The sequence below is a fragment of the Novipirellula artificiosorum genome (assembly GCF_007860135.1).
Classification (GTDB): domain Bacteria; phylum Planctomycetota; class Planctomycetia; order Pirellulales; family Pirellulaceae; genus Novipirellula_A; species Novipirellula_A artificiosorum.
This window is the reverse complement of sequence record NZ_SJPV01000007.1, coordinates 45,808-71,091: the sequence shown is the minus strand read 5'-3', so window position 1 is coordinate 71,091 and position 25,284 is coordinate 45,808. Positions and strand designations below refer to the sequence as shown.

Here is a 25,284-nt window from a genome sequence, read left to right as displayed (position 1 = left end):
CTGTCGTTGTGTGCCGACAGGCTGGAAGCCTATCCCACAATTGGTCATGTGGATTTTGGTGGCGTCTGTCCAGTGCGGATATTGTCGAGTAGTTCCATGACACCAATCTCGCTCGCCCAGTGGTTCAGGTATTCATTGTCGATCACGTCGTCGGAAACCGACAGGATGCCGACCGAGTCCGTGAGTTGCCGGTCGGATGGGCTGATCGTGTACCAACGCAACTTGTGAAGGATGACATCTTCCGGGGCGGCAAGGATCGCGGGTTGCCCCAAAATCGTGACGCTTCTCCGTCGTTTGAATCTTTCAAGTTCGTAGGCGTCTCCGGCGAGTCGAAAGAAATCGACCTTCAACGCCGACCGGTTGTCCAGTGCATTGAATTGGTAGGGTGGCTTGAGTGCCGATCGAACGCTGATCTCTTGGATGAAAAAGTCATCTTCAAAGAGATTGACGATTGCATCGACATCAGCGTCTTCAAACTCGATCACGAAGTCGATGTCGTGTGTCGATCGTGGGATGCCCCAGTAGTTGCTAGCCATCGAACCAACGAGCATGTAGTCGATCGAGGACTGGTTGAGTCGCCTGAGGCAATCTTGCAGTAGTTCTTGTTCAGTCATCAGAAGCCACCATGGCATTCGTTGGATAGGCTTGCCGCAAACGTTCGTGTAGCTTGCTTTCAATCAATTCGGACGTTGCATCAGGGTATCGGCCACGAATGCCATCACGAGCAATCTCGCACGACATTTCGTGCAAGTTCAGTGCGATCAGCAACCGTTGCTCGCCAGTCATCTGGCGATATCGCTGGATTTGCTGCTGGGTGAATTCGGTTGGAGTCATGCGTTTCACAGGGTCATGGGGACGTAGACGTGTTGTTTAATTGCTTCCAAGTCAACTTTGAGGTCTTTTGCGCCGCCGTAACGTTTGGTCAACGTTTGAAAACTGCCAAACTGTTCGACGAACTGAGGTGCGCCGTACGTCTGCGCCCGTTCAAGATCGTCGATCCCGAACATCGAGTAATGGTCCAGTGCTGTTCGCCAGAAGTCGATTTTCCATGCGTCACCAGATTTGGCGATCTCTTCGCCTGCTAAGCTGAAATCGGTACTGCCAATCTGTAAGTTACCGCTTTCGTTTTGAGGCAGCGTCAAACCAAACTTAGACTCGTACCATACATTGTCAGCTTGCCAGAACCGAGCGACTCGTTCGGGACGCGTCGGTACTTGAGGTAATTCAAATCCGATTTTTGACAAAATGTCGACGTCATCGGTGTCGGGTAAATCGAGGTAGTGACGGAACGCAGCTGGATAAATGTCTTGATCTCGCAAGTCCTCCCGCAATTCTTGACGGCTCTTTTTGTCAATCCAAATTTCGAGTAACTGATCGATACTCTTGGACGATACGCCCAACAAGAACTCACGTGATTGCTCGGTATAGTCCTCAAATGGTATTTTTCGACCGTCGGCTAGACAGACGTAGCGGTTAGAATCCGAGATGAAAACCGTAACGCCTTCATCCACTGGCTTCGGTGTCTTGGGATCGTCACTATCCTTTTTCTTTGGTTTCGACTTCGGCTTTGCTCCCTTTTGCTTGTTTGCTGGGTGCCCGTCAAATTCAGCATCTTCGAGCGCACTGGCACCGGAATAGTCGAACAGAGTGAAGTAGCGTTTGTTGACGTCTTCACAGAGTCGCGTTCCACGTCCCTTCATCTGCTTGTACAGAATCGCACTGCGTAGCGGGCGAACGAAGACGACGTTTTTTACGTCGGGTGCATCGAAGCCGGTTGTCAATAAATCAACGGTGACGGCGACACGTGGTTTACTCGCGCCGACGATCGCGAAGTTTCGTTCCAATTGGTGACTGTTGCGTTCACTGCGAGTGACCCGGGCGGCATAGTCTTTGTCTCCCGACAATCGACGCAGTTCGGCAGCCATGAAGGCGGCGTGGGTATCGTTGACACAAAAGACGATGGTCTTTTCTTCTCGGAGTCCGTACTTACCGAGGATGGACCAAAGGTCTTCCGCAATCGCCCGAGTTCGATCCGGCAAACTGATGTCACGCTCGAAGTTCTTCGTTTCGTACTGCCGTCCTTCTGCGTCGGTATATCCGTTTTCGTCGACGTTTGTAATACGTTCTTCAAGCAGGTAGGGAACGAGGTAACCGTCATCGACCGCTTGGCGAAGTGTGTAAGTGAAGATGGGATCGCCGAAGTAGCTGTAGGTGTCACGTCGCTGCTCTTCAGCGGTCAACGCACGACGACCTTCTTCAAGTTCTCGCGGCGTTGCCGTCAGGCCAAGTTGCAGCGCACTACCAAAATGCTCCAGCACTCCAAACCAATCGCCAAAGCCGCTGCGATGACACTCGTCGATAACAACGAGATCGAAAAAACCTGGGTCGTAGTGCTCGTAGACCTTTTTGCCGTCCAGTTCCTCATCGAGGTTCTGGTAGTTGGCGAAGAAGATTTTCCCGACGGTGTGTTTTCCGTCGGCTACGGTCGCTTTGTCGATCGTGACTCGTTCGTTGGCATCAAACGCGTTGAACGCACGATACGCCTGGTCCTTCAAGCTATTGCGATCGGTCAAAAACAAGACATGTTGCCGCTTGAGAGCACCGCCACCCATCAGTTTCCAAACGAGTTGAAAAACAGTGAACGTCTTGCCTGTTCCGGTCGCCATTAACAACAAGACTCGCTCGATCCCTTGCGCAAATTGCCAAAGGGTCTTGGCGATTGCCATCTCTTGATAGGGACGCGTTTTTCGACGGCTGATTTGATCAACGTAGAAGTTTGCTGCGAAGGAACCTTCCCAGCGATCCCAATCAATGGTGACACCAAGTCGCAGAACGATTTCATCCGGCGTGGGAGGCTCTTTGAACGTCTCGTAGTCACCCGTTTCGTTATCAGTCAGAATCCAATCGTGACCATTTGTTGAGATTGAAAAGCGAAGCGACAAACGATCGGCATACCGCGACCCTTGCTGCATACCGTCGGCAGCGTCTTCGCTTTCTGCTTTCGCTTCACAGATGGCAAGTGGCACTCCACGGTAACGCAGCAGGTAGTCTGCGATGATCGCTTGCGAGGGATCGTACATCGAGTCGGCAGTGTCGCCGCTAAAATTGACACGGCCAGGGCCAATGCGTAATTCACGTTCGAGTTCCCAACCTGCAGTGGCAAGTTTGGGGTCGATTAGTTGTTGTCGGGTTTCCCGTTCGTTGAGTGGCATGAGGTCAGGTTCCCAAAACGCATGGTGGTAGAATCAATTGTCGCCGTTCGCAGTTCCATTGTTCCTGCCGGTGCTTAAGTTGATGCGTTTGGGTGAGCCGCTTCCTCCGCAGTTCCTGGGATGTGATTGGTTTCGTCGAGTCAAAGCCATAAAGCATCGGCTGTGCCAAACGAATGTGGAACATGAAAGAATTCTGCTCAAGCATGATCACTCTGCCTCCGATTGCATCTCAAATTCGACGCCCAACCGTTCCAGTTGCGCGGACAGAGTTTGGTAGTTTTTGTAGCCAAGTAGCTTGGCGGCTTTAGTGACCTTTCCGTCGGATTCCAACATGGCTCGACGCAGGAAATGCCGCTGAATATTGAGTAAATGCGACTCCAGGACAAAGCTGCCGCCAAGCGGAAGGCTGAGCAGATCGTCGTTTTTTGCAGAGGGAAATTCAGCGACCGCAGCAGCGATATCTTGGGGTTTGAGAGTCTTGGAATCGGCCATCATGGCGGCTTGAACTAAGGCATTAGAAAGCTCTCGAACATTTCCAGGCCAAGGATACCGCTGCATAAACTGAATTGTGTCAGCAGAAATGGATTTGTCTTGATAAGACGGACCACCTTGCTTTTTCAGCCGAACGTTGATGTCGATCAGCAGCGTTTTCGAGATTTGTGCGATATCTTCGGGACGTTGCCGAAGCGGTGGTAGTTTTAACGTGACGATGGACAGTCGATACAATAGGTCTTCACGGAACGCACCATCGGCGATCGCTTTGGTTAGGTCTCGGTTGGTAGCGGCGATTATTCTGACATCGACTTTCTTGTCCTGCATCGCTCCGACAGGGCGGAAAATGCGGCAGCATGGGCCTTCGGCGGCTGGCGGTTGAAGTGCTCGCAGCAATTTCGCCTGCATCGCCAAATCACATTCCCCGATCTCGTCCAAGAACAGCGTCCCACCGTCCGCTTCCTCGAACGCTCCAATGCGATTCTTGTCCGCGCCCGTGAACGCTCCTTTAACGTGACCAAACAGTTCCGATTCAAGTAGTTCACGGGAAATGGCCGCACAATTGATCGACACAATCTGTTGACGGCCCCGGTGACTCGCTTTATGAATGGCCTCGGCAAACATTTCTTTGCCAGTACCACTTTCACCAAGAATCAATACGGGAACGTCATGAATTGCGGCCCGTTGTGCCCGGCCGACGGCCGCCTTGATCGCTTCGCTCTTGCCGACAATGGATTCAAATCCGCTGACTTCTTGAGGCGTCCGAGTCGCGAGATGCTGCCAGTACCGATCAGGCTCCCGAAGTAAGTCGGGTAAAACGTCGGTTGTAATATCGAACGGAATTTCCGTCTTCCAGGCTTTGCCGTTGTACGTCTGGTACAACGTCGCTGGAAATTGACTCTTACCAAGCAGAATCCAAATTGCCCCCATCGCTGGAGTACCAGGACTAAGGTGAAACGCAAGTTCGTCGTCTTTGGCCCTACGAAGCCCTTGCAAAATTGGACGCACGATGTCGAGCAACGCGCCGTGATCCGACGGATTTTTTACCGCCACCACATGAATCTTAACTTTACGGTCCAACCAAGAAGCAAACTCATTTGATGCTGCTGGTGTGTAGTCACTCAGCAGATGAATCTGGTCGAAGGACTCTTGGTCTAACAGCGATTTCACCGGCCCCACTCCCGGTACGCTATCGCACTGACCGACGATCTTTCGCGCAGCCTCGGACGCAGACGACGGCACTGCAGCGACCATCGCTTTCAAGTCGGTATGCCCGATCCACGATACGAGTACTCGTTTTCCCACTATTGACCGCCATCACAATTGTTCTTTTGACAAATGCAATGGTATCGCGACGAAATGGCTCCTACTACCCGTCTTGGAAGGCTAATTGTCGGTTCCAACGCGAACCGGACGTAATTGGCAATCCTGCTTCGATGGGCTAAATAGACGCCTGATCTGCGTTACGTCTCTCTGATAGGACAGGAGTGCTCCCGGCGTTTCTGCAATCGCAAACCGAGACCAACGCTAACGGATGCAAAACGCAAAAGGTATTGCCCGTCTTTCTTTTGAGCCTCACGGTCGTCTTGTCGGCTTCGGTTGCGCCGCCCGCTTTGGTTGAGGATTGGCTAGACGACGTTTCAGTTCCAGAAGCTCACTTTGCGAAACAGCCGGAAGTTGTTCACCAGATGAGGGTACTCGACGGTTCTCTCCGCCGCGCCCCAACTGCAAAGTGTGTTATGAGGCACCCCCCAAAAGCATGTTCTTTGCCTTGATCGTCAGATAATCTGTTTAGGATTCTGTTATGGAAATCCTCAAGAACGGCCGCACCGAATTCCAGCCAAATCGGCAACCTACAATCGCCCGCGAAACATGCCAACTTCCGCAAGCTATTGACGCTGACTCAGTGCACGTAGTTTAGCGGGCGTCAGAGGCGAATGGCTGAACCACTCGGCGGCGCAGTGGCAGAATGTCGCAGGGTAGTTGTCGCTTCCCGGCCGTCTTCCGAATGCGGTTCACTTCGCGCAGCATCATCAGCAGTTGGCGGCGAACCGGTGCATAGGGCGAAAGTGGTAGCTGGTAAAACGCGAGCGCCAGTTTCTCTTGAGATTCCCGCAGGGCTCGGTCGGTAAACCAGGCCCGCAGGTCCAAGTACTGCTCCCGATCAATCGCAACATGGGCATGCCATTTGTCATCACGTGACCCGTCTTTCTTTCGACCACCAGGTTTGTAGCTGATCGAATAGCCGGCATAACGTAGCGGGACTCGCCGAATGTCACGGATCCGATTTGCCTCTTCCTCGAAGAAGCGATGCTCGCCCTTGGTCGCCATTAACACAAAAACCGATTCGTGACGGATGTATTGTAGGTTCGATCGTCCCGCCTTCTTTCGGCGTGCTCGCGTGGATTCCGACACATCAATTCCGTATTTCTGAATCAGCTTCCTGTCGATTGCGTCTGGGGACTTCCCGCTCGGCACCACGCCTTTGACGTAGAACCAGTATCCATGTCGCAGGTAGCAACAAGCGATCTGCTGAATGAATCCCTCGACCGAAGTGGTGACTGCTCGATACACCCGGAGCACCCCAAGCTGAAGCGATGGAAAAAATGGGGTGCCTGTTTTCTTTGGCACAGGCTCCCCAAAAGCCATATTCCTTCATAATAACGCAGCAAGATGATGCGGGAGTTCCCTTCTGCCGCAATTGCACCAGCAGTGCCTTTGCAAACGGAAAACCACTCCAGCTTTGGGCCGACTTTGCTCGCAGCACTACATTCTTCAATTGTGCCACGCCAATGCATACAACCCACCATCCCCAGAACCTTCAAGCGGTAGCCCCTGAGTGCAGATGCACCCCAGGCGACTGCCATCGATTCGCTGCCACAGAAGGCCCGTGCTCCCGCACGAGTCTTGTGTGACCGCCCTGCGCCTTTCCAAGGACCGGCGACTGTAACAAGTCCAGTCACCGGTATAGCTCTTCAGCAGGTACATATTACCCGTCAGCTCTTTCGTCGTGGCATAGCCGTCAGCACCACCTGTTACGACGCCAACGAGTCCCCACTGCCTTGCAGGGAACATCGCTCAAATCGAACCCAAGCTCCCACTTGGACTCGACTCGACTGTCTACTCAAGCCACACTCCCAGTCTACGGCGTTTGAATCACCTGACGGACCAATGTCAGGCACCGGTAACCACACCGGCTGCCGCAGACCTTCCTACGTTAGTCATCTTCTTCATCTTGTGGATCACGTCGCTATCCCGTTTACCGGGAGGGACGTTGGCCGTATGTCTCGTTCGCCAGAACAAGCATAGTTTCCATCGGAATTCTGTTTCCAGCGTCCCGATGATTTCAGAGTGCCGAACGTAGAAGCGCACTCTTACCCATCGACCAAGGTCTTTCGCATTTCGGCTCCGTCTTCCACAAGACTCACCGGCAAGCCCTCGCGGGCCTTTCATAGTTGAGCTATTCACAGTCGTTGGATTTGCCAACGATCCCCGCAGTAAGTCGCCTGCGGTTCGGCCTGTCGCCAGGCTCGAAGCTCCCCACGCCGGACAAGTTGAACGAGGTCGATGACCTCGGACCCCTGTGTGCAGGATTACACATCTCATTGCTAAGAATCCTCACCTGCTTTGAAAGATGACGGCCTGGCGTGACTGCTACGAGCAAGTCACGCAAGGTTTGTCCGTATCGCCCCCGCCCCTGGGCATTACAGCACATACCCAGCGGATCTATTGTATCGGATCGAATCGTCGTATTACTCGGTTTGTACACATCTGGCATACGAAGCCAGCTGCCAAATCGGATTACTCGACGAAGCCTCCGTCGAACCGGACAAGCACCTCTCGATGCATCCGGCTCTACGGGTCAATCGCGTGACAGGTGGTTAGTCCTGTCCCCTTAGCCTGGATGGTGAGTCCAAGTTTACCGGGTGCGACCGCCTACTGAAGTCCATCTTGCATGTCACCACTCGCGGATCCGAATTTGCAAATCCGCTTGCAGCAACGCGTTTAACGTAAAACGATAGCCAAGGTCAGGCATCCGACACCCAACCTCACAGGCATCATTAACGTACCGACTCAGTTTTGCAACTTTTGCCCCCAACAAGCCAATTACTTTGTGAACATCGACCGGCTCTGCCGAGACATTAGACAGCCGCAAGGAATCGGCCAGCATCGCTCCAAGACTGGGTTGTAAGGGACTCAATTTGTGTTTCCAATCTTAGCCGACGGTTTGAGTGGTTCGGCTGTTGTTGACTGGATTTGTTGTCCTGTAGTTTAGATTTTAGGCGTGTCGGTTGCGTTACACTCGATTGCTCAAAATACGTGTCGCTTGCGTTACGCTATTCACCTGAATGCGTGTCGGTTGCGTTACGCTTTGCTTACAGCGACCACAGATTGAGAGCACCCAACCAACGGGGATGATTGTATTTTTTCGATTTCAATTCTGATTCAGCGTCGTGCTCCAAAGTACTTGTACAAAATAAGTACTTGAAACAAATGATTTGGCTTTGAGTAAATCACTTTGAACTGCCCAGGATGGTGCCGATCGCGGTCAGTGAATTCTTTTCATTTTTCGCGTTCGTCGATCGATGGTCGGTTGGCACCTTACCGAACAATTCACTTTGCAATTTGGCAAAAACCGTTCGGCCTTCCGCCGTCAGATCGTGTTTGCACTGCTCAAGACGCTTTATCTCCAACCACCAGTCCGGTGGCGTTCGACTTCCCTTCGATGCTTTGTCGACGGAATCAATCAGAAAAGCCATTGGGCTCTTTTTGAAGAACCCTTTTCCAAAACGTTCGATTGCTGCTTGAGTGATGTCGCACCACTCAGCCAACAGTCGGGGGCGATACCGAAAACGCGAGATCAGACGAACCGCCGGTTCGCGTTCAAAGCCAATCGCCAATAGTGAATCCATCATCGGTGACTCTGCTGGAGACCGTTCCCGAGCATGACTCTCCTGACGCGAGAAGTAATTACCGCGTGTCATTGATACGAAATACTTGTTCGTCGACGTCCGATACACTTTGGCCTCGCTCAGCACTTGAAGATCAATCAGCTTTTGGAGGTGACGACTCACCTTATCTTTTCTAACACGTCTTGGCACGCTGGGGCTGAACCCAAGCGTATCGACCGAGAGCTGATCAAACTCGACAGCCTGAAGTTGAACTCGCCGAGACAGGATTTTGCTGACGAACAGAAACAAACGACGACTGGCCGTATCGAACGCACGATATTGGGCGAGGTCGAATCGGAAATTCCCACCAATTGCTTGTACCATCTCAAAGAAAATCGGGTTCCAAGCGATTTTCCAAGCCCGCGACGAACGTAACTCAGCGGGGAGGCTGTAGCTGAGGAATCCAAAACTGACCTGCCGATGCTCTCTTCGCATCGGGTCATAGAATGCGTCGTTCATGTAGTTCACGACCGACAACCGCCGGATGGCTTCCCGGAACTGCTGGTATTGCCGGCCACCACGCCGCGTTGACTGGTTAATGAGTCCTAATTGACTTAGGAACCAGTGTGGTGTTGCGACCAATTCTGACTCTGGCTCGGCACCGCGACCGCGAAGGCTCAGCGAGAGTAGTCCCCAAAGGAATAATTCGTCTGAAGCCGAAAGCCCCAGCGGTGCGAATACTCGGGTGTTCGCCTGAGAGCGTTTGCCTTCTTGGTTTGAATAAGAGTAGGAAGCGGCATAGACAGCATTCTCGACGAGCGAGAGCCTGGGATCGAGCGGGCACAGTGCATGTTCAACGAGCGATAGTTGCCCAACGCCCGAAATCCGTCTTTGTGTGCCGTTATTTGGTGCCATGGTTAGATCTTTCATGCTTTAGCTATCTTGACTGGCTAGCACGTCTAAGCGGACCTGGAAAGCAAAACTCAATTCGGGCCTCTGGTGAGGCATCACTACCATTCCGATATCAGTAATAACCCTTGCTGCAATGCGTGGCATCACGCAGGATGAATCCAGTACGAGCTAAACTCAGTTCTGTGTCAATTCCCTTTAACGAATGTTTTCCTTGACGACCTTCGTTCTTTTGTGTCACGGTATCTAAAGTGATTTCGCTGTCTTACACAGAATTGCCATTGGCAATTGCCTCGGCAAGAACAAACAACGGAGGAAAGTGGAACGGTTCACAATCTGCTTGATCAATCAGAAAGGGGGATGCGGGAAAAGCTCGACCTGCTTTCATCTCGCTGGGTCTCTTGCGGTAACCGGCCTGTCGGTGTTGCTTGTTGACGCAGATCCGCAGGGTTCGCTCAGTCAGGGATTCTTTGGCTCGGAAGTTGTCGAACAACTCCCGCTTTGTCAAACGCTCGCAGCTCTGTTTGACGAGGGCGAATTCTTTAGCGATCCGAATGCCCTGATCCGAAATACAGGCTTCGATAACATTTCAATCTTGCCCACGAACCACCATCTAGGTGCGTTCAATGTGCCGTGCCCTGAAAAGGGAGGAATGCTGCAATATGCGATTCGTGACTTTCTGGATCAGCTTGATCGTTTCGATGTTGTGCTGATTGATTGTCCGCCGAATCTTTACCAGTGCAGTTGGAACACGATGATTGCTTCAGACTACGTCATCATTCCCGTTCCGCCTGAGGATTTTGGAACTCAGGGGCTCCGAGCCGTTCACCAGTGCATTGATCACGCAAGGCAACTGAACCCAAAACTACGCCGCCTCGGACACCTCGTTACCCGGCATGACAAGCGGTTGTTGGTTCACCGTTCGTACGAACAGCGATTGCGAGAAATCTATGACCGGCTGGTCTTCGACACGATTATTCCCGAAGCCTCCGCGTTTAAGGTCTCGATCGCTTGTCGTCAGCCGGCTGAGTTCTTTGACAAACGCTCTTATGCGGCTGAGTCCATGCGAGCACTGACGAACGAGGTTTTGGATTACATCAGGAATAAATCGCAGCGACACGTCGCTTGACGTAGGAGGTAACTTTGGCAAACACCCGAAACAGACTGAAGGACATTGACAGCAGACTGGATGAATCGATAGGCGTCCGCACGCAGGATTCCGTTCCCAAACTAAGCCCTGTCGCCAATCTTAAAGATGTGGGCCGACGTGCGCTGCGAGACTTTGGAAGCCTTGCCATCGAAAGTGTGATTCCAGACCCCGAGCAGCCGCGAACCGAGTTCGATGCCGATGAAATAGGTCAACTCGCGAACAGTATCCGAGACAAAGGTCAGTTACACCCGATCCGCGTCCGCTGGTCTGACCAACATGGAAAATGGGTGATCATTTCCGGCGAGCGACGCTATCGAGCAACCTTGAAAGCGGGGTTGCCGACAATCCACTGCCATTTTCAAAACGGCGAGCTTTCGAGAACCGAGATCCTGGAGCAGCAACTCATCGAAAACCTTTTGCGACAAGACTTGCGTCCCATTGAAGAAGCAACCGCATTTAGCCAGCTACTTGGATTAAACAATTGGACCGGTAAGCAACTCGCCGAGGCCATTCGTGTTAACCCGTCGAAAATCACTCGTTCGCTTGCACTGCTTAAATTGCCAGACGATGTTCAGCATCAAGTTGAATCGGGCGACCTATCCGCCAGAGCCGCTTACGAGCTGACAAAGCTCCCCACGCACGAGCAGGTTCATGCGGCTATCGGAAGCAAAGATGAGCAACCGCAGCGTATCACCATCGTCAAAGCACAAAGCCAAGTCCGCCAGAGAATAGGCAAACCGAAGCCCGAACCCCGAGGCGTCAGGCAGACATTCATGACGGAAGACGGCTGGAAAGTGCTGGTAACATCACCCCGTCGAGGGAACTACGACGAGATGGAGCAGGCACTCATACTAGCGCTCGAGGAGGTCCGGCTTAGGATTGCCAATAAGGTTCATCTTTTGTGATCAGCGCGATGCTTGAAAGAGTGCATCCATTTCATCCGAAAACAACAGCTTGCCAAGCAAAATATCGCTGCGAATTGCAAGCGACGTGCCCGCGATATTTTCCTCGCATTGGACAGGTTGAGAAAACGATCCATAACAGTGATAATGGAAGTCACTCGCCCCCGGCCAAAAAAACTTCCCACCTCCCATGCCTGAACCTGAATTTATCCACGACCGCGATCGACAACATAGCGAAGCACTGGCCCATCAACAGCCGGATGACGATATTCGTCTGCCGTCATCCACTAGAGAAGGGGCTGATGATCCTTCGTCGTGGGGCGACGAGCCAATGGGCAGCAACGTCGATTCAGGTGATGGTGACTTTAAGTCAACACGAGGTATCCTCGCGGGACTCGGTATTGTAATTCTCGCCGGATTGATCGGTTTTGGAGTCTGGGCTGGTCGCGAAGCGTCGGTTGACGCTGAGCAACAGCATCCCAATTGGCAGCATGTCGAAGCGGCAACCGCCGCATCACAGCCAGGTGCCGAGAAAGTGGTTCAGATTAGCGATAACGGTGACTTGCAACTGGCTTCGGCAATCGAGGTGAACCAGCAATCGGCCGACCGGAACAGTTCACGACAGATTCGCTCATTGCTCGCCCGTGGTGATTTGTTTGCAGCGACAGCAGCCCTGCAATCATTGCAGTCCTTTCCCGATGGTGATCCTGACGTGATGCCACCGCAAATCGCCCCCGACTCGGAACTTGAGTCGGCTCTCAGGGACCGCAACACCGAATTGTTCGAGCTGCAATTGTTCGATTGCTGCGATGAGGACGGTGATGTTGTCGAGATTTTGGTAAACGGTGTTCCCTTTGCAACCGTTCCGATTCTTCACCAAGGAGCCAAGGTAACCGTCCCGCTACAAAGCGGCAGTAATACGGTCTCGGTCGTCGGTGTCCGCGATGGAGGGGGTGGAATAACCATCTCGTTTAAGACCAGTCGCGGAAATTACTTCTGCCAGAAGATGATTGTCGGCCAAACCCATCAGATGGGGGTGATCGTCAATTGAGTCGATCGTCTCGGCCTTCGATCGTTTCGCTTTGGAACGATAGCTTGTTCTTTCGCATCAACGCGGTGCTGGCGATCGTAGGCGTGGTGTATCTATGGTTGTAAAGGAGGCATGTTAAGTCGTTGTTTCAGCAATGTCTCCGATTTGTGTTCCTCGCATTCCTTGCGTGGTGGATACTGGCGTATCTGGCTGGTTGGTGGTGGGTGCTGCCTTGGCTGGTGACGGCGATTGCCCTGCTGAACGCCGTCACGGCTTGGCTACTTCGCCTTCATCGCGAGTGGTTGGTGGGGGCGTGTGAGTATCGCTTCATACTAGCCTACATTCGCTTGGTTTGTTACCTGACAGGCGACGATATTCCGACAGTCGAAAATGCCAAGACACGCAGGTTGTTGCTACATTTGCGAAGTGACTATCGGGCGGCCGAGAGAATAGCAAAGCAGCTTGTTCGCGGGCACGACAACGTGATCACGGGGATGCTGGAAAGCATTTACGATCATCATCAGGTTCGAGCTTCACGCCGCAAGGGAGCGTTGAAAGAACCTCTCGCATCGGTGTTGCTAATCGGCGCAGAAGGCATCGGCAAGACCTATCTCTCGCGTGTGCTGGCGAAACTTCTTTATGCCCAAAACGGGGCTCATGTCTTCGATTGTTCACGAATCAGTGTTGATAGTCTTATCGGAACCCAAGCATCGCCCGGCAGCTTGGCGAAGATCGCCGCCGACTCCGGCTTGGGATTGGTGTGTTTTGAGCGACTCGAATCAGCCGATGCCGAAGTACAAAGTCTATTGGACATCATTCTAAGGAAAGGTTCGATCACGGTTCCAGGCGAAGATGAACCAGTATCCTTTGAGAACTCGGTGGTCGTGATAACGACGACTGTGGGCATCGAATCGGTGTTGGCCCTTGATGAAAAAGCTTTAGGACGGAGCCTTTGGAAGGAAAGCGTGATTGAGACGCTCTGTCGAGAATCGGCGATTGGCTCCAGATTGGTATCGGCTATTTCTGAATTCTATTTTTGCCAAACGCCTTCCGATGAACAGATAGCCGAAGTGGCCGCTTTGTTGATGATTAAAGAGTGCGAGGATCACGACATTCGGTTGGTACAAGTCGATGCGATGATTTTGGCCACGCAGGTTGCAAAGTGGAACGATGCGATCGGATATTGCATGTTTCCGAAACGAATTCAAAATCTATTACGAAAGCCGATTGTTGCTATTTCAGCACAGAAGCAAAATAACCTATCCCTTGTCGTGAGTGAAAACCATGAATGATGAACCTTTTGATCCCTTATCCATCACAAATAAAGACGAATTAAAACGACTTCTAGCTGAACTGGCTCAGAGAATGAATAATGTCTTTCATCTTGAAGAAATGATTGACCATCTGAGTCGGCGAGTGCTCGGTCAAGACGACACTGTTCGATCAGTGGCAAGGTTCGTGCGTCAAGGGTTGGCGGTAGAAAGGCGAGATAAGCCTGTCGCGACACTCCTGTTCGTCGGTCCCCCGGCGACCGGCAAAACGGAGATGGCAAAAGCAATGGCCGAATTTTTGTTCGGCGACGAGAAGCGAATGCTCCGCTTTAATTGTGCGGATTTCAAGGACCCGCATAGTGCGTCAAGACTCGTCGGGCCTCCACCGGGCTACGTTGGCGCAGATAAAGGGGGGCAATTGACTCGTCCCATGATGAGCAACAAACGTCAGTTAATTCTATTTGATGAGTTGGAAAAAGCTCATGCCGATGTGCTCACCTCATTGCTATCCATTATGGGAGAGGGGCATCTTGACGAACAAGGATCTGGCAATCGGGTAGACTTTACCGAGGCGATTATCGTAATGACGAGCAATGAGTCGTTTGAGGCGATCGCCAATGTAGATAGTGAAATCGGGGAAGAGGCAAAACGAGACAATGCAGTTCGGGAAATCTTAAAACGATCGCCGAAATTCACCCCTGAATTTGTCAGCCGAATTGACGGAATTCTTGTGTTCCGTCCGTTGGATCAAGATTCGAAGCTGCAAGTCATCGCCATACAGATCAGTGCTACAGCGAATGCCTATGGGCTGAACTTGTGCTGCCTCGCTCCCAGCATCATCGTCGATCTGTTTGCGCAATCTGAAGCGACTAGTGACACTCGCGATATGAGGAACAAGATCATCGCATTGTTGGCCGACGTGTTTATTGAGGCACGCCAAGAACGTGGTTTGACGAACATTCGTGTCGATGTCGATGAATCGGGCAAACCTGTTGTCAGCCCCTTCGAGGAGAGCTGACCGACATGGATTTGGAACAACGTGAATATCGAGCAGATGCCCTACTGATGCGTCGTCTGCGAGTCGATGCGGGAATGACCGTCGCGGACTTTAGAGTCAAGGCGATGGTTGACCGAAGCACGGCCAACAAAATGTTGCGTGGCGAACCGGTTTTGCTCAGCAAGCTAAAACAGGCGGTTAGTCGAGCATTTGGCATCGATAGCGTGTTGGAAGTCTTGCACCCCGAAGAAAAGGCCGCGATGGGGGCGCAGACAAGCGTTGCACCTTCGGGCAGTGTGCTTGAATACGAAGTGGAGAAGTATTTGAGCGGTTGGGCGACAACGACGAATGGGTTGCAGTACCAGCTTGTCAAATTGCGTCATCGGTTTATTCCCCAACGGTTTGCGAGGGGCAAATGTTACGAGCTTCGCCACATGAGTGATCGTGAGCGGACGGAGGTTGAGGTCTATCTGCATCGACACATCGAAGTTTGTGACCGTATCGACGACCATCCCAACGTCGCTCGCAATATCACCGCCGCAGAGGTTGACGGATTATGGTGGGTTATTGATCGCTGGGAGGATGGCGAGACGGTTGCTCAGCGGATGAAGGCGGGTGCGTTCAGCGACTACGAATTGAAAGTCGTGATGACGGGGATCGCGGAAGGGCTTATCGCCATGCACGCCGAGGGGATTATTCGGCGTGAATTGACACCGGCATCGGTATTGTTGCGAGCCAAGAATGACCAGCCCGTTTTGACCGATTTGGAAATGGCGAAAATCAATAAGGGCGGACCAACGGTGGCTCCAGCGGTTTGGCCCGACGACCCTTACCGAGCGTTGGAGGTGACTGGCTCAAAAGAAATCACTGAAAAAGCTGACATCTATAGCTGGGGACGAATCTTTGCCCACGCCGCTTGGGGGAACCTGCCGGAACGGGGAAAAGAGGAGATCGAACGGCTTACCAAGTTGCCAACGAAAACTCGCGACGTAGTCAACTTGTCGCTCCAGATAACGCCTTCGGCCCGCAAGGTGACGCTGAAACAGATCGTCGATTCACTGAAGGCGTGGATCGTATGAATAGCAAAGTCTTTGAATATCAGATCGATTCGCGTGAGCTGGAACCGTATTACTCGCAGTACGTGCGAGGTAGGAAGTCGCGAGAACCGGTAAGCGGCGAGGAGGTGACAACCGAGCTTGCTGCTGAAACGTCACCAACAATCGAGGAAGTTCCTTTAACGGAGTCCGACGGGCCGATTGAGCCGGAAACCGGACTCACCGCCCAGACGCCTCCGACGGAGGTAGAGCCGGAGACAGAAAACAATAACGACGCGAAGGCCGATACAGGCCGAGTACGCGAGTTTGTGAGTGTCCACGACCTCGGACAATTTGCTTTTTGCCGCCGAGCTGGCGTGAGGGCGTTTGAAAAAGACGAACGGGAAGACGAAGAAGATAACGGCCCCCGCTTGACCTACCTGCCCAACTTTGACCGTGACCGGATTCAGGCTGAGTTATCAAAACAGCTTCGTTTATTAGGCATGGCGATGCTCTACGCTGCCGTTGCCGTGGCGATAATGTACGTCGGCATTAAGCAAACTGATTTCCTGCTCTTCATGGCTGGTTTTGGCATCTTGGTGCTGGATCTCATGTGGGGTGGCGAAGTTTTTTGGCGGCTTGTGATTCTGATCAATCGCAGGCATCAAGCCGACTCACCGAAGCCGCTTAAAATTGATTTATTATCGACTGCACCAAAGTATCAGCGAGTGAATTGGTGGTCAGCACTCGCTGCTGGATATGAGCCTGGAACCTATCAATCACCGGTTCGACACCCCGAATGGCCCTTGGAAGGATGTCCGTGGCGAGTGTTAAAGCATGGCAGCAGGAGAATCCCGGTCATCCACAGCGGGGCAAAAAATATTGCCCACGGCAATGGCGTCCTGCATGACAAACATCAATGTCGAGTGGCGGCGTACTGTGCCCTGCTGGAATCGATGGGGAATTACGATTCACCGTTCGGTATTGTCTTTCCCGCTGATTCGGCCAAAGGGATCGCAATGATCGTAACACCCGATTTGCACGAGAAGGTCAGGAAAATGCTTGGCGATTTCCTGAAGACGGTTGAGTTGAGCGAAAATCAGCTTGCTGAACCGAAGCAACCCGATGACCGTTCACGTTGTCGCGGCTGTTCCCTTGGTGAGCCCATTGAGATTTCTAAGCAGGAATACAAGCGAGAAACGAGAAATGGAGTTTCCGTGAAGGTGGCTCAGGCAAGAAATGGCAAGCTCTATCACTGCGAATGCGGCGACCGATTTGGAACAATTCCACCACACGCCAAGTCGTGCCGCTTGGGACTGGTGGCGTCCGTCGAAGAAATGTCGGTTTAATGCCGACTGGATGACGGCATGTCGAGTTTTTCAAAGAAGACTTGCGAACGTGCGGAGACGTGCAACCGCTTGGGTTAGTCCTTGGCTTTCGAGAGTGGTGAGCAACTCTTCGGTGGTCTTCGGCGGATTGCGAAGGCTTTCCCGCTGCCTTTTGACTGCGGCGCAGACCACACCTGGAGCCACGTCGAGCAGACCAACCAGAAAGTCATCTGGGTGGATTGCCTCAATGTCGAATCCAGTCAGCATACCTTGCGGGAAGTCTTTCAGATTGTATGTCACGATGACTTTGGCACCGGCGCGTATGGCGGCGGCCAAAACATGTCGGTCGTCCAGATCGGGTAGTGTAATCGACTCGATCAAGTCTTCGTAGCCGGTAACGAGGCAGTCACGTACAGCCCCGTTCATCAGCATTCGGGTTCGGAGCAAACGCTCAGACGCAAGCTGCGGATTATTTTTGAGGATATTCCGCATCCACTCATCATGGATCGTTTCCGTCCATCTTGCCTGGACAAGCCCCGCCTGCGCAAGTCTGATGAACAGATCTCGCAGGGGAGCCGGGTAGAGAATGTTCGCGTCGTAGACGGCAGTGACGGGTTGCTCCATCAATAGCCTATCCCAAGTTCCTGGCCCTCGGCGGTTAACTGGTCCAGAACATTGGCCCGAGCCTCATCATCCTTCCGCTTGTACGCCATGAGGTCATCGAAGCGAACGCGGCGATATTTTCCGACGGTGCGGGAAGGGATCTTTCCTTCGTCGAGTAGCTTCACGACATAAGGCCGGGACACGTTGAGCAGGTCTGCGGCTTGTTGGGTGGTCAGTTCTGCATGGGTCGGTATTAACGTGACAGCGTTCCCCTGCGACATTTCAGTGAGCAAATGCAGAAATAATCGCAACGCGGATGCCGGAACGGCGAGTGATTCGGCTTCTTCGCCATCATCGAGAAGTTGGATGCGAACGCTAGATCGCGTGCCGATTTTATGAGCCGCCAGAAGGCGGCTGGATTCGCGGGCGAGCAGCGCCTCGGCCTCGGTTGGTGCAACCGTCTCGAAGTTTTCAGGAATCAATGTGGCCATGATATTTCTCCTTATCGAGTGACAAAGGTACTATAGCACAACGTCGAAATACACGCAATGCTCGAAACACTCGAAACTGATTAGCCTTCCATGCGTGACGCAACTAGTTAAAACAAAATCGTTTTGAAGCATCGCCTCGCGCGAGACTCGAAGTTGCCCGGTTAGCGACCATGAACCAGTTCTCTCGAAAGCCGCTTTAACGTCCGCTTAGGGCTTTTGGCATCAGTCGAAGAAATGTCGCTTTAATGCCTGGAAACACCGAGGAGTTTTGCGATTTTATGGACGACACTGATCGCTGCCTCCTCCCATGCAGACAACTGCTTTCCGGGAATCAATGACCGATGCAAGTCGTCGATTGCGGATAACCACGCCTGATGCGTCGGAAAACGGTTGTCAGGGTGCAGTGCGAGCGAGGTATTGAAGTATTCATCGAGACGCTTGATTGATTGGCGAGGTAATTTACCTGCCCGATGCAGTAATTTTGACGGCGGTAAATAATTCTTTTCGGTTTGCTTGATCAATTCCGGTAATCCCGCCTGTCCGCCAAGTTGATCAAAGGGAATTGTCATCGTCAATAATTCGTAAGCGACGACGGCGAGCGAAAATTGGTCACTGCGAAAATCCTCGGCAGCATGACCGGCGAGCCGTTCCGGCGCGGCATAGGGCGAGGTGACTCCGTCACCAGGGTCTTTATTGCCTGAATTTTCAATAGGCCATGCGGAGCCGAAATCGACGAGAACTAATTGACTGGTCCCCGAGGTCAAAACGATGTTCGCTGGGCTAATATCGCCATGAATTAAATTGGTGCGGCGATGAAGGTGGCTCAACCCGTGAGATAAACCGCGAATTAAACGAACGACTTCAGGAACCACGGGACGAGGAATTTCTTTTTCGCGAATTGCCCTCAGATAATCATCGAGTGTTTTTCCCCATACCCAACTGAGCACAACAAAAAGCTGGTCTCCCGCAATCGAATAATCGGTGATGTGTGGGAAATTCCGATTCGCGGATGCGCCGGTCATCCGTCGCAGTACCGATATTTTTTGTTTGCTCGAATTGGATGCTTTTAATCGGTACAGCACGCGGTAATCCCCACCCGGTCCAGCTCCTGGATCGAAGACTCTGTACGCTCCTCGGTGGCTCAACCTTTCCAGTACCGAATAATTGCGGCCACGTATTCTTATTGTCTCCAATACCGGCTCATCACGCCCGCGAAAGCGAATCGATTTGGCTTCGTGATGTGGCATTGGCTCTGGGGAAAATCAATTGTTTTCGGAGTCGTTGAAAAATAATCCGTGACGCAACATGGTCCAACAATGCTTGAGCCTACCAAAAAACTCGGGAATTGCACCTAAGTCGTTCGGTCAACGGGACTTAAAAATCATGATCGCTCGGTAGTTCTTATGAACTGGATTGCAGCGTTTTGAATGAGTTTGGAAAACGCCGAAAAAGGATTTGCCGGAGCATTGATGATGCTGATTGGCTAAAAAATCGAACTGAGAACCGAGTCAAAATCTCACTTCGGATGGTTTCTCCTCCACCAGAATACCACCGGGCAATCACTAACTCACCGGGTGGAGAAAAAACCGTGCTTACACTTTTTGACTATTTACGCCAGCGAGCTTTTGACGCTGTGATTGATGGAACGCAAGACGCATTGGAATTTCTGGACGATCAGCAAAGTGGCGGACGTTCAGACACGGCATCGTCACATCGCTCTGGAGCCCGACCGGCGATGATTACGAATTACAGCGAACAAGGGCATTCCGCTGAGCCTAAAACTGGCGACGATAATTCCAGCGAAGTAAATCAGCCACCTCGTCGGCGTGGGCGCCCGCGAAAAAATCCATCGGCGGAAAAATGACTCCGCGTGAAAAAGAGATCACGGCAGTTCTCTGCAACTCGATCCGTGTGATGACGGTTTTTCAAATTGCTCAAACTTGGTGGAGCACGACGTCCTGGGGAATCTCCCGAACTAAGTCCGCGATTGAAAAAATGGCCGACGAAGGTTGGCTGAAATTGCAACAGGCTGTCTCTCGCCCTGTCACTGCGTTGGAACGCCCACTGGTTGTTTGGAGTCCTGGAGCCACGCAGGCGAACTTCACACGGCTTTCTCGGCGACTGCATAAAAGAGCATCAGAGCCAGCAGAAATCATTGCCGTAGTTTTCGCGACTGAAAAAGCAAACCGCATTTTTGGTGTGGGAAAACTCGCGACGGTGAAATTAACACAAATGACGCATGACCTGCACGTCACCGAGATTTATTTGAATTATCGACGGCGAGGATTGGCGGAACGATGGATCGGCGAGGATCGATTTCCCGGCTGGTGGCCGATTAACGTTCGGCCTGATGCGGCGCTGCAGAACCGTCTCGGGGGATTAACGCGAGCCATTGAATACGGCGGCGATTATTCCCCCGAACGTCTACACGAAATACACACGGCGTTGTCCGGTTTCGGCGGCGTCGGCTTGAGCTACGAATTTTGGTAACGAGATTTGACAAAAAGGCCCTCGATGAAAAGGCATGAACGATATTTAAGTAAACGCGATAAGCGAGTCCTTCGTTTCCTGTATCGCTATCGCGCCGCGACACAAATGATTTTGCAAGAAGCTTGTTTTTCAAAAACCGATTCGGACGCAAACGGCAAGCGAGTGCTAAAGCGTCTGGAGAGCCAAAAACTGATTCAACAGCATCGCTCTGTAAATGGATTCGATTATGTCACGATCACTGTCCGAGGAATGCGGACAATGGGCTTCCCCGCTCGCTCGCAGCGATCCCTGACCGAACAATCGCTACCGGTCGTTTTGGCCGTAGCCGAGTATTGCGTGTCGATGCGGTTGGAGCGTCAGACAGTGGCTGAATTCAGGGACCTTTACCCGGAACTGTGGTGGGACGGAGCAAGGTCGGCCAATTATGTGCGGATTAAAAGTCAAGACGGCGTGAAAATCCGAATGCTTTTAATTGACCGTGGCGGTGCTGCTCGTCGCATTCGATCGCGAGTCAATCGGGTGATTGCACAACGGTCTCGTTTGCCGAAATTCAAGCTATTGATACAAGCGGGCCGTTTTGAAATCGTCGTCTTAACCGGCTTGCCAGAACAACAAGCAAAAATCGCGAAACAAATTGAGCGATCTTCTTTCGGTGCGGTCGCAGTCAGCACGGCCCTGATTCCTGGTCTCTCTTCACTCCTGACGCTGAGTCGCTAAATGTTTGAGATATTCCCCGAGCAATTAGATGATGCCCTGGACGTAGAAGCACTACCACCAACGCACAACACCGAATTGAATTATCGAACACAACCGATAACTCTTGAGCAACAAACACGAATCGTCCAGATTATTCTCTTTGTCCCTGTTCCGCTGGCCGTGGTGCTGTCGAGCACGGTGAGTGCATTTCAATCGCTGCATCCGCTCGTCGAGGTGTTCATTATCTCGATCGCCGTATTTCTCGCCGCCGTCATCAAGTTTCGTGAACTCACTGGTGGCGAACTCCATTTTTGGATCATCGCAGCAGGATGGTACATATTCGCAATCACCGGCAGCCTGATTTGGCAGATGGTAATGTTGCTGGATATCGGGACTGCCCAAATGCTGGTTTGGTCAACCGGCTGGCTTTCCAGTTCTTTAATCGCTCGGCAGGCAGCGGCCTGGATTCTAGTCGGCCCAACGGTTGATCGCGAGCGAATGGAGCGTTGGCGATTTAATTTGCCGACCATCGTGCCCCGAGGCTTGTCGCTGGATTGTCCCGAACTGCTGACGCTCCACGCAGGCCCGCTGCTAATCACCTCGTCTTCTGTGGCTGCCGGATGGCTGGCAATGCGGACGAGCGGCACCTTGTGGTGGTGGCCTTTGGCTTTAGTAGTCACGCTTCCGACCGTTTGGATTGTTTGGCATGTTGTGGCTTTCGCCCTGTTGCCGCGCCCCCGATTGTTTCGCAGTTTGCAAATGACCTGGAAGGCTCTTGTCTTGTTTATTACCTACGATATTCATTGGACACCTGCGGCGGGAGTGTTTCGGTTCCCCACCCGTTGGCTGCGTCCGCCGATCGTTCGCTGGGTATTCATGCTGATCACGATGATGTTACTGGCGTTCTGCGTCGCGGCAGATTGCCCTTCCATCGCAGATGCTCGCTTGGCGGAAGGAAGTGTCCTCGGTCATCTGGTGGTTTGTTTCCTGGTCACCGTGGTTTCTGCGCCCGTGATGTTGTTTGGATTCCTTTGGTTAACCGCAGGGACGCTACTCGATCGATTTGACATTGAGCTTTCAAAGCACCTCGATGAACGCACGACCGATTGGGATAACTACGTCGATCGAATCATCAATTCCAATGACGAACTCGAACGAGAGCATTTCCTGCGTGGATTTACGGAAAAAGGCGATTACCCGGTTCTTGTGCATAAAGAAATCCAGGAGATGCACGACCATATCCTTGGCGATACCGGAGCCAGTAAAACCAGCCTCGCGTTGGCACCACTGGCAACGCAATTGATTGCCCAAGGGGATGTCAGTGTTGTAATCATCGACTTGAAAGGCGATCGGTCATTGTTCGAGACGTGCCGCCTTGAGACTGCTCGCACCGGCAAACTTGACATGCGTTGGCTTACAAATGTCAAGGGTCACTCGACGTTCGGTTTCAATCCGTTTACGCAGTCACACTGCGATAGGATGACGGACTTGCAGCTAACGCAGCAAATTTTACGCGGGCTTGAACTGGAATCCGGAACTAAGTATGGCGCAGCATTCTTTGCGGCGATGAACGAAATCGTTTTACATGCGTTGATCAAGGGCGAAAGACCGAAGTCCTTCTTGGAACTGAGCAAGCGACTAGCGGACGAACAGTATTACAAAGATCTTGGCTTACACGAAGACTGGAAAAAGGCCCGGCATCTGATCGCGCTGGTGGCCCGGTTGGCGACAAGCGATGCAGTGAATGTTGTTCCTACATCGTTCCCGGATCATCATCAGGTGGTTGAGCAGGCGATTGATGTTGCCGATCTGTTTGAACGCCCTCAGGTAGTTTACCTGAACCTGAAGTCAGCGCTGGAACCGTCGAATGCCCCCGCAATCGCTCGCACGTTCCTGTGGTCAGCATTCACGGCAGCAGCTCAACGCGAAAATCCGAACAAGCGGGTGTATTTCTTGATCGACGAGGTCCAACAGATTATTAGCGATGGAATGAAGCTGATTTTCGAGCAGTTTCGGGGACTAGGGGGAACGCTTGTTATGGCTCATCAAACAGCTGGCCAGCTTCATCGTGATGGTACCGACCTTGGTGAGACAGTCGATTCGTGTACCGCAGTGAAACAGACTTTCCGAGCTTCCGATTTGCGTTCACTGGAAAAGCTCGAAAAGCTCTCTGGGAAACGAAAAGCGAGAGCGACGGGATGGTTTCAGGCTCGCAACCGGCTCGCTGGTGATCTAATTGATCCAGTTAATCCCGCCTTCGCTCAGGAGGGGACGATCCGAATCACTGAGAAGGATGAATCGCGATTCAGTATCGAAGAACTACTGGCGATCGGAGCCCGACGACAATCGAGCTTGATACGCTTCACGTTTGGTAGCGGATACACGCAATTTGCGGGCAAAACGGTCCCGATGGTCTCCCAGTTTGCGATGTCGGGGCCAGAGTATCGACGGCGAAACATGGTGAGTTGGCCGACCGCACCGGGGGCCTTTGAGGTAGGAACGCTGCCAGTGCCCAGCGACACCAAAACAGTCACGACACCGGTGCCCCAGATGCCACCAACATCGGTTAGTCAGGCAGAAACGGACTACCTAAGCGATTTTGATCGCCGTGGTCAAGACGCCAAAGGTGGAACGTAATGCCTGACGATTCACGGGGTGTATCGTTCGGTATAGAATAAACGCTTTAACTTCGTCCTTTTTTTAGAGGTAAACTGGTGTACCCAATTCGCAGGTGGGCGATAACCGGCTTGTTCGTGACCGCTTTACTGGTGTTGCTTCTGAACGCTATCAGCCAGCAATTTGACAAACTCACCGGGCAATCTAAAACGAAAGCTGTTCAACAGGACGCTCCAACCGGCAACACTGCTCAACAGAATCAGCTTTTGGACGCATCCGAAGCTATCGACACTGCGACTCGAAAGCTCGATAGTGCGCTCACGAGTATCGAAACATGGGATTCTGAGATTGCATCGCTTGATGAGGAAACCCTTGCGGCTATCAACGCCGATCCCCAGCAAACTAAACGGCTCACGGCACTACAATCGCAGGATCGTATTTCTAAAGAACAAGTGCAAGATACGAACACGAGTGTCGCCAAATTTCGCGAGCTTCTAAAATCTCGAAGGGCGAGTTCCACCAATCTTTCTTTATCATCACCGGAGCAAATTGAGTTACGTCGACTTGAGAAACTTGCCGAGACATCGAGTGTTCATTGGTCAACCGCCGCCAGGCGAATTCAAGCAGTGGCACTCGACGTTAGGGCAAAAATGAGTACCTCGACCGAACCCATCGTCGTGCCCGAGTGGGTGGTTGAGGTACTTCGTATCTTTGACGATGAGATTGCTAAGCGAGAAGCAAAATTACCGATAATTGTACAATCGCTGTCGCCAGAGGTATTGAGTGTTCTTGCTCCGTTTACAGAATCACGATTCGTTCAGCCCAAGATGTCGGGCGCTTCGGTTAAATTCGTTCGTACCTTAGTCAATCAGCCAATGTCTTTGACTGCAATACGAAATGCGGGTGCGTTGGACCCGGATATCGGCGGACTTCAGGCATTGGCCAAAATTGGAAGCGACCGCGACCTTCCTGAGCCGCGATGGTCGTTGCGTCCATATCCTCATTACTGGTCTGACGCCGATCAGGAACTGCTGTCCAACGCTCAGCGTTATTTGCTGAAATACGGTGACATTCTGGTTGAAAAAGGCGTGTTGTCTGAGTAGACGCGCCTCATCTCGAAAGTCGGTAACAGCAAAACCCAGAATCACCTCGAAATCGCAGTTTGCGTCCT

The 25,284-nt window shown here is 52.2% G+C and carries 23 protein-coding genes; 12 read left to right on the top strand and 11 right to left on the bottom strand.

The window, feature by feature from the left end; all coding sequences use genetic code 11:
• Positions 1 to 44: 44 nt before the first annotated feature.
• The 8 genes from Poly41_RS19110 to Poly41_RS19075 all read right to left on the bottom strand — a co-directional run bounded on the left by Poly41_RS19110 (position 45) and on the right by Poly41_RS19075 (position 9,526).
• Positions 45 to 614, bottom strand: coding sequence for a hypothetical protein (locus Poly41_RS19110; protein WP_146528342.1), 570 nt, complete (start codon positions 612 to 614; stop codon positions 45 to 47).
• On the bottom strand, positions 607 to 834 hold the full coding sequence (locus tag Poly41_RS19105) for a hypothetical protein (protein WP_146528341.1): 228 nt from the start codon (positions 832 to 834) through the stop codon (positions 607 to 609). Before Poly41_RS19105 ends, Poly41_RS19110 begins: the two co-directional genes overlap by 8 nt.
• A gap of 5 nt (positions 835 to 839) precedes the next feature.
• Entirely contained in the window at positions 840 to 3,212 is a 2,373-nt protein-coding gene (locus tag Poly41_RS19100) for a DEAD/DEAH box helicase family protein (protein WP_146528340.1), read from the bottom strand.
• 207 nt (positions 3,213 to 3,419) lie between these two features.
• Positions 3,420 to 5,009, bottom strand: a complete 1,590-nt coding sequence (locus Poly41_RS19095) for a sigma-54 interaction domain-containing protein (RefSeq protein WP_146528339.1) — start codon at positions 5,007 to 5,009, stop codon at positions 3,420 to 3,422.
• Between the two features lie 612 nt (positions 5,010 to 5,621).
• Complete coding sequence (locus tag Poly41_RS19090; protein ID WP_146528338.1) at positions 5,622 to 6,335, bottom strand: hypothetical protein; 714 nt, start codon at positions 6,333 to 6,335, stop codon at positions 5,622 to 5,624.
• Positions 6,336 to 6,479: 144 nt separating this feature from the next.
• Complete coding sequence (locus Poly41_RS19085) at positions 6,480 to 6,779, bottom strand: hypothetical protein (RefSeq protein WP_146528337.1); 300 nt, start codon at positions 6,777 to 6,779, stop codon at positions 6,480 to 6,482.
• A gap of 883 nt (positions 6,780 to 7,662) precedes the next feature.
• Positions 7,663 to 7,905, bottom strand: a complete 243-nt coding sequence (locus tag Poly41_RS19080; RefSeq protein WP_146528336.1) for a hypothetical protein — start codon at positions 7,903 to 7,905, stop codon at positions 7,663 to 7,665.
• Between the two features lie 313 nt (positions 7,906 to 8,218).
• Positions 8,219 to 9,526 (bottom strand): hypothetical protein, encoded by a 1,308-nt coding sequence (locus tag Poly41_RS19075; protein WP_146528335.1) that lies wholly within the window; start codon positions 9,524 to 9,526, stop codon positions 8,219 to 8,221.
• Between the two features lie 298 nt (positions 9,527 to 9,824).
• On the opposite strand from Poly41_RS19075, the gene Poly41_RS19070 reads away from it, so the two are divergent.
• From Poly41_RS19070 to Poly41_RS19040, 7 genes are all read left to right on the top strand, one after another.
• Entirely contained in the window at positions 9,825 to 10,634 is an 810-nt protein-coding gene (locus Poly41_RS19070; RefSeq protein ID WP_197231445.1) for a ParA family protein, read from the top strand.
• A gap of 14 nt (positions 10,635 to 10,648) precedes the next feature.
• Positions 10,649 to 11,560, top strand: coding sequence for a ParB/RepB/Spo0J family partition protein (locus Poly41_RS19065; RefSeq protein ID WP_146528333.1), 912 nt, complete (start codon positions 10,649 to 10,651; stop codon positions 11,558 to 11,560).
• A 187-nt stretch (positions 11,561 to 11,747) separates the two neighbouring features.
• Positions 11,748 to 12,608 carry a hypothetical protein gene (locus Poly41_RS19060; RefSeq protein WP_146528332.1) on the top strand — a complete coding sequence of 287 codons (861 nt, stop codon included), beginning with the start codon at positions 11,748 to 11,750 and terminating at the stop codon, positions 12,606 to 12,608.
• Positions 12,609 to 12,730: 122 nt separating this feature from the next.
• Positions 12,731 to 13,879 (top strand): AAA family ATPase, encoded by a 1,149-nt coding sequence (locus Poly41_RS19055; RefSeq protein WP_146528331.1) that lies wholly within the window; start codon positions 12,731 to 12,733, stop codon positions 13,877 to 13,879.
• Complete coding sequence (locus Poly41_RS19050; RefSeq protein WP_146528330.1) at positions 13,872 to 14,876, top strand: AAA family ATPase; 1,005 nt, start codon at positions 13,872 to 13,874, stop codon at positions 14,874 to 14,876. The genes Poly41_RS19055 and Poly41_RS19050 overlap by 8 nt, the downstream gene beginning before the upstream one ends.
• A gap of 5 nt (positions 14,877 to 14,881) precedes the next feature.
• Positions 14,882 to 15,934, top strand: a complete 1,053-nt coding sequence (locus tag Poly41_RS19045) for a protein kinase domain-containing protein (protein ID WP_146528329.1) — start codon at positions 14,882 to 14,884, stop codon at positions 15,932 to 15,934.
• The gene (locus Poly41_RS19040; protein WP_146528328.1) at positions 15,931 to 17,238 is read left to right on the top strand and encodes a PD-(D/E)XK nuclease family protein; all 1,308 of its coding nucleotides are present in this window, start codon (positions 15,931 to 15,933) and stop codon (positions 17,236 to 17,238) included. The genes Poly41_RS19045 and Poly41_RS19040 overlap by 4 nt, the downstream gene beginning before the upstream one ends.
• Positions 17,239 to 17,268: 30 nt before the next feature.
• On the opposite strand, the gene Poly41_RS19035 is transcribed toward Poly41_RS19040, so the two are convergent.
• The 3 genes from Poly41_RS19035 to Poly41_RS19025 all read right to left on the bottom strand — a co-directional run bounded on the left by Poly41_RS19035 (position 17,269) and on the right by Poly41_RS19025 (position 19,333).
• Complete coding sequence (locus Poly41_RS19035; RefSeq protein ID WP_146528327.1) at positions 17,269 to 17,841, bottom strand: PIN domain-containing protein; 573 nt, start codon at positions 17,839 to 17,841, stop codon at positions 17,269 to 17,271.
• Positions 17,841 to 18,311 carry a helix-turn-helix domain-containing protein gene (locus tag Poly41_RS19030; protein WP_146528326.1) on the bottom strand — a complete coding sequence of 157 codons (471 nt, stop codon included), beginning with the start codon at positions 18,309 to 18,311 and terminating at the stop codon, positions 17,841 to 17,843. Before Poly41_RS19030 ends, Poly41_RS19035 begins: the two co-directional genes overlap by 1 nt.
• Before the next feature lie 242 nt (positions 18,312 to 18,553).
• Entirely contained in the window at positions 18,554 to 19,333 is a 780-nt protein-coding gene (locus Poly41_RS19025) for a serine/threonine protein kinase (protein WP_231615778.1), read from the bottom strand.
• A 401-nt stretch (positions 19,334 to 19,734) separates the two neighbouring features.
• Here Poly41_RS19025 and Poly41_RS19020 point away from each other — a divergent pair, with 401 nt between their 5' ends.
• The 5 genes from Poly41_RS19020 (at position 19,735) to Poly41_RS19000 (ending at position 25,216) form a co-directional block, all read left to right on the top strand.
• The gene (locus tag Poly41_RS19020) at positions 19,735 to 20,175 is read left to right on the top strand and encodes a hypothetical protein (RefSeq protein WP_146528324.1); all 441 of its coding nucleotides are present in this window, start codon (positions 19,735 to 19,737) and stop codon (positions 20,173 to 20,175) included.
• Positions 20,176 to 20,528: 353 nt separating this feature from the next.
• Positions 20,529 to 20,801: a hypothetical protein gene (locus tag Poly41_RS19015; protein WP_146528323.1), complete on the top strand. Its 273-nt coding sequence runs from the start codon at positions 20,529 to 20,531 to the stop codon at positions 20,799 to 20,801.
• Positions 20,802 to 20,825: 24 nt separating this feature from the next.
• Positions 20,826 to 21,518 (top strand): hypothetical protein, encoded by a 693-nt coding sequence (locus Poly41_RS19010; protein WP_146528322.1) that lies wholly within the window; start codon positions 20,826 to 20,828, stop codon positions 21,516 to 21,518.
• Positions 21,519 to 24,134 carry a type IV secretory system conjugative DNA transfer family protein gene (locus Poly41_RS19005; RefSeq protein WP_146528321.1) on the top strand — a complete coding sequence of 872 codons (2,616 nt, stop codon included), beginning with the start codon at positions 21,519 to 21,521 and terminating at the stop codon, positions 24,132 to 24,134.
• A 77-nt stretch (positions 24,135 to 24,211) separates the two neighbouring features.
• Positions 24,212 to 25,216: a hypothetical protein gene (locus Poly41_RS19000; RefSeq protein ID WP_146528320.1), complete on the top strand. Its 1,005-nt coding sequence runs from the start codon at positions 24,212 to 24,214 to the stop codon at positions 25,214 to 25,216.
• Positions 25,217 to 25,284: the final 68 nt, after the last annotated feature.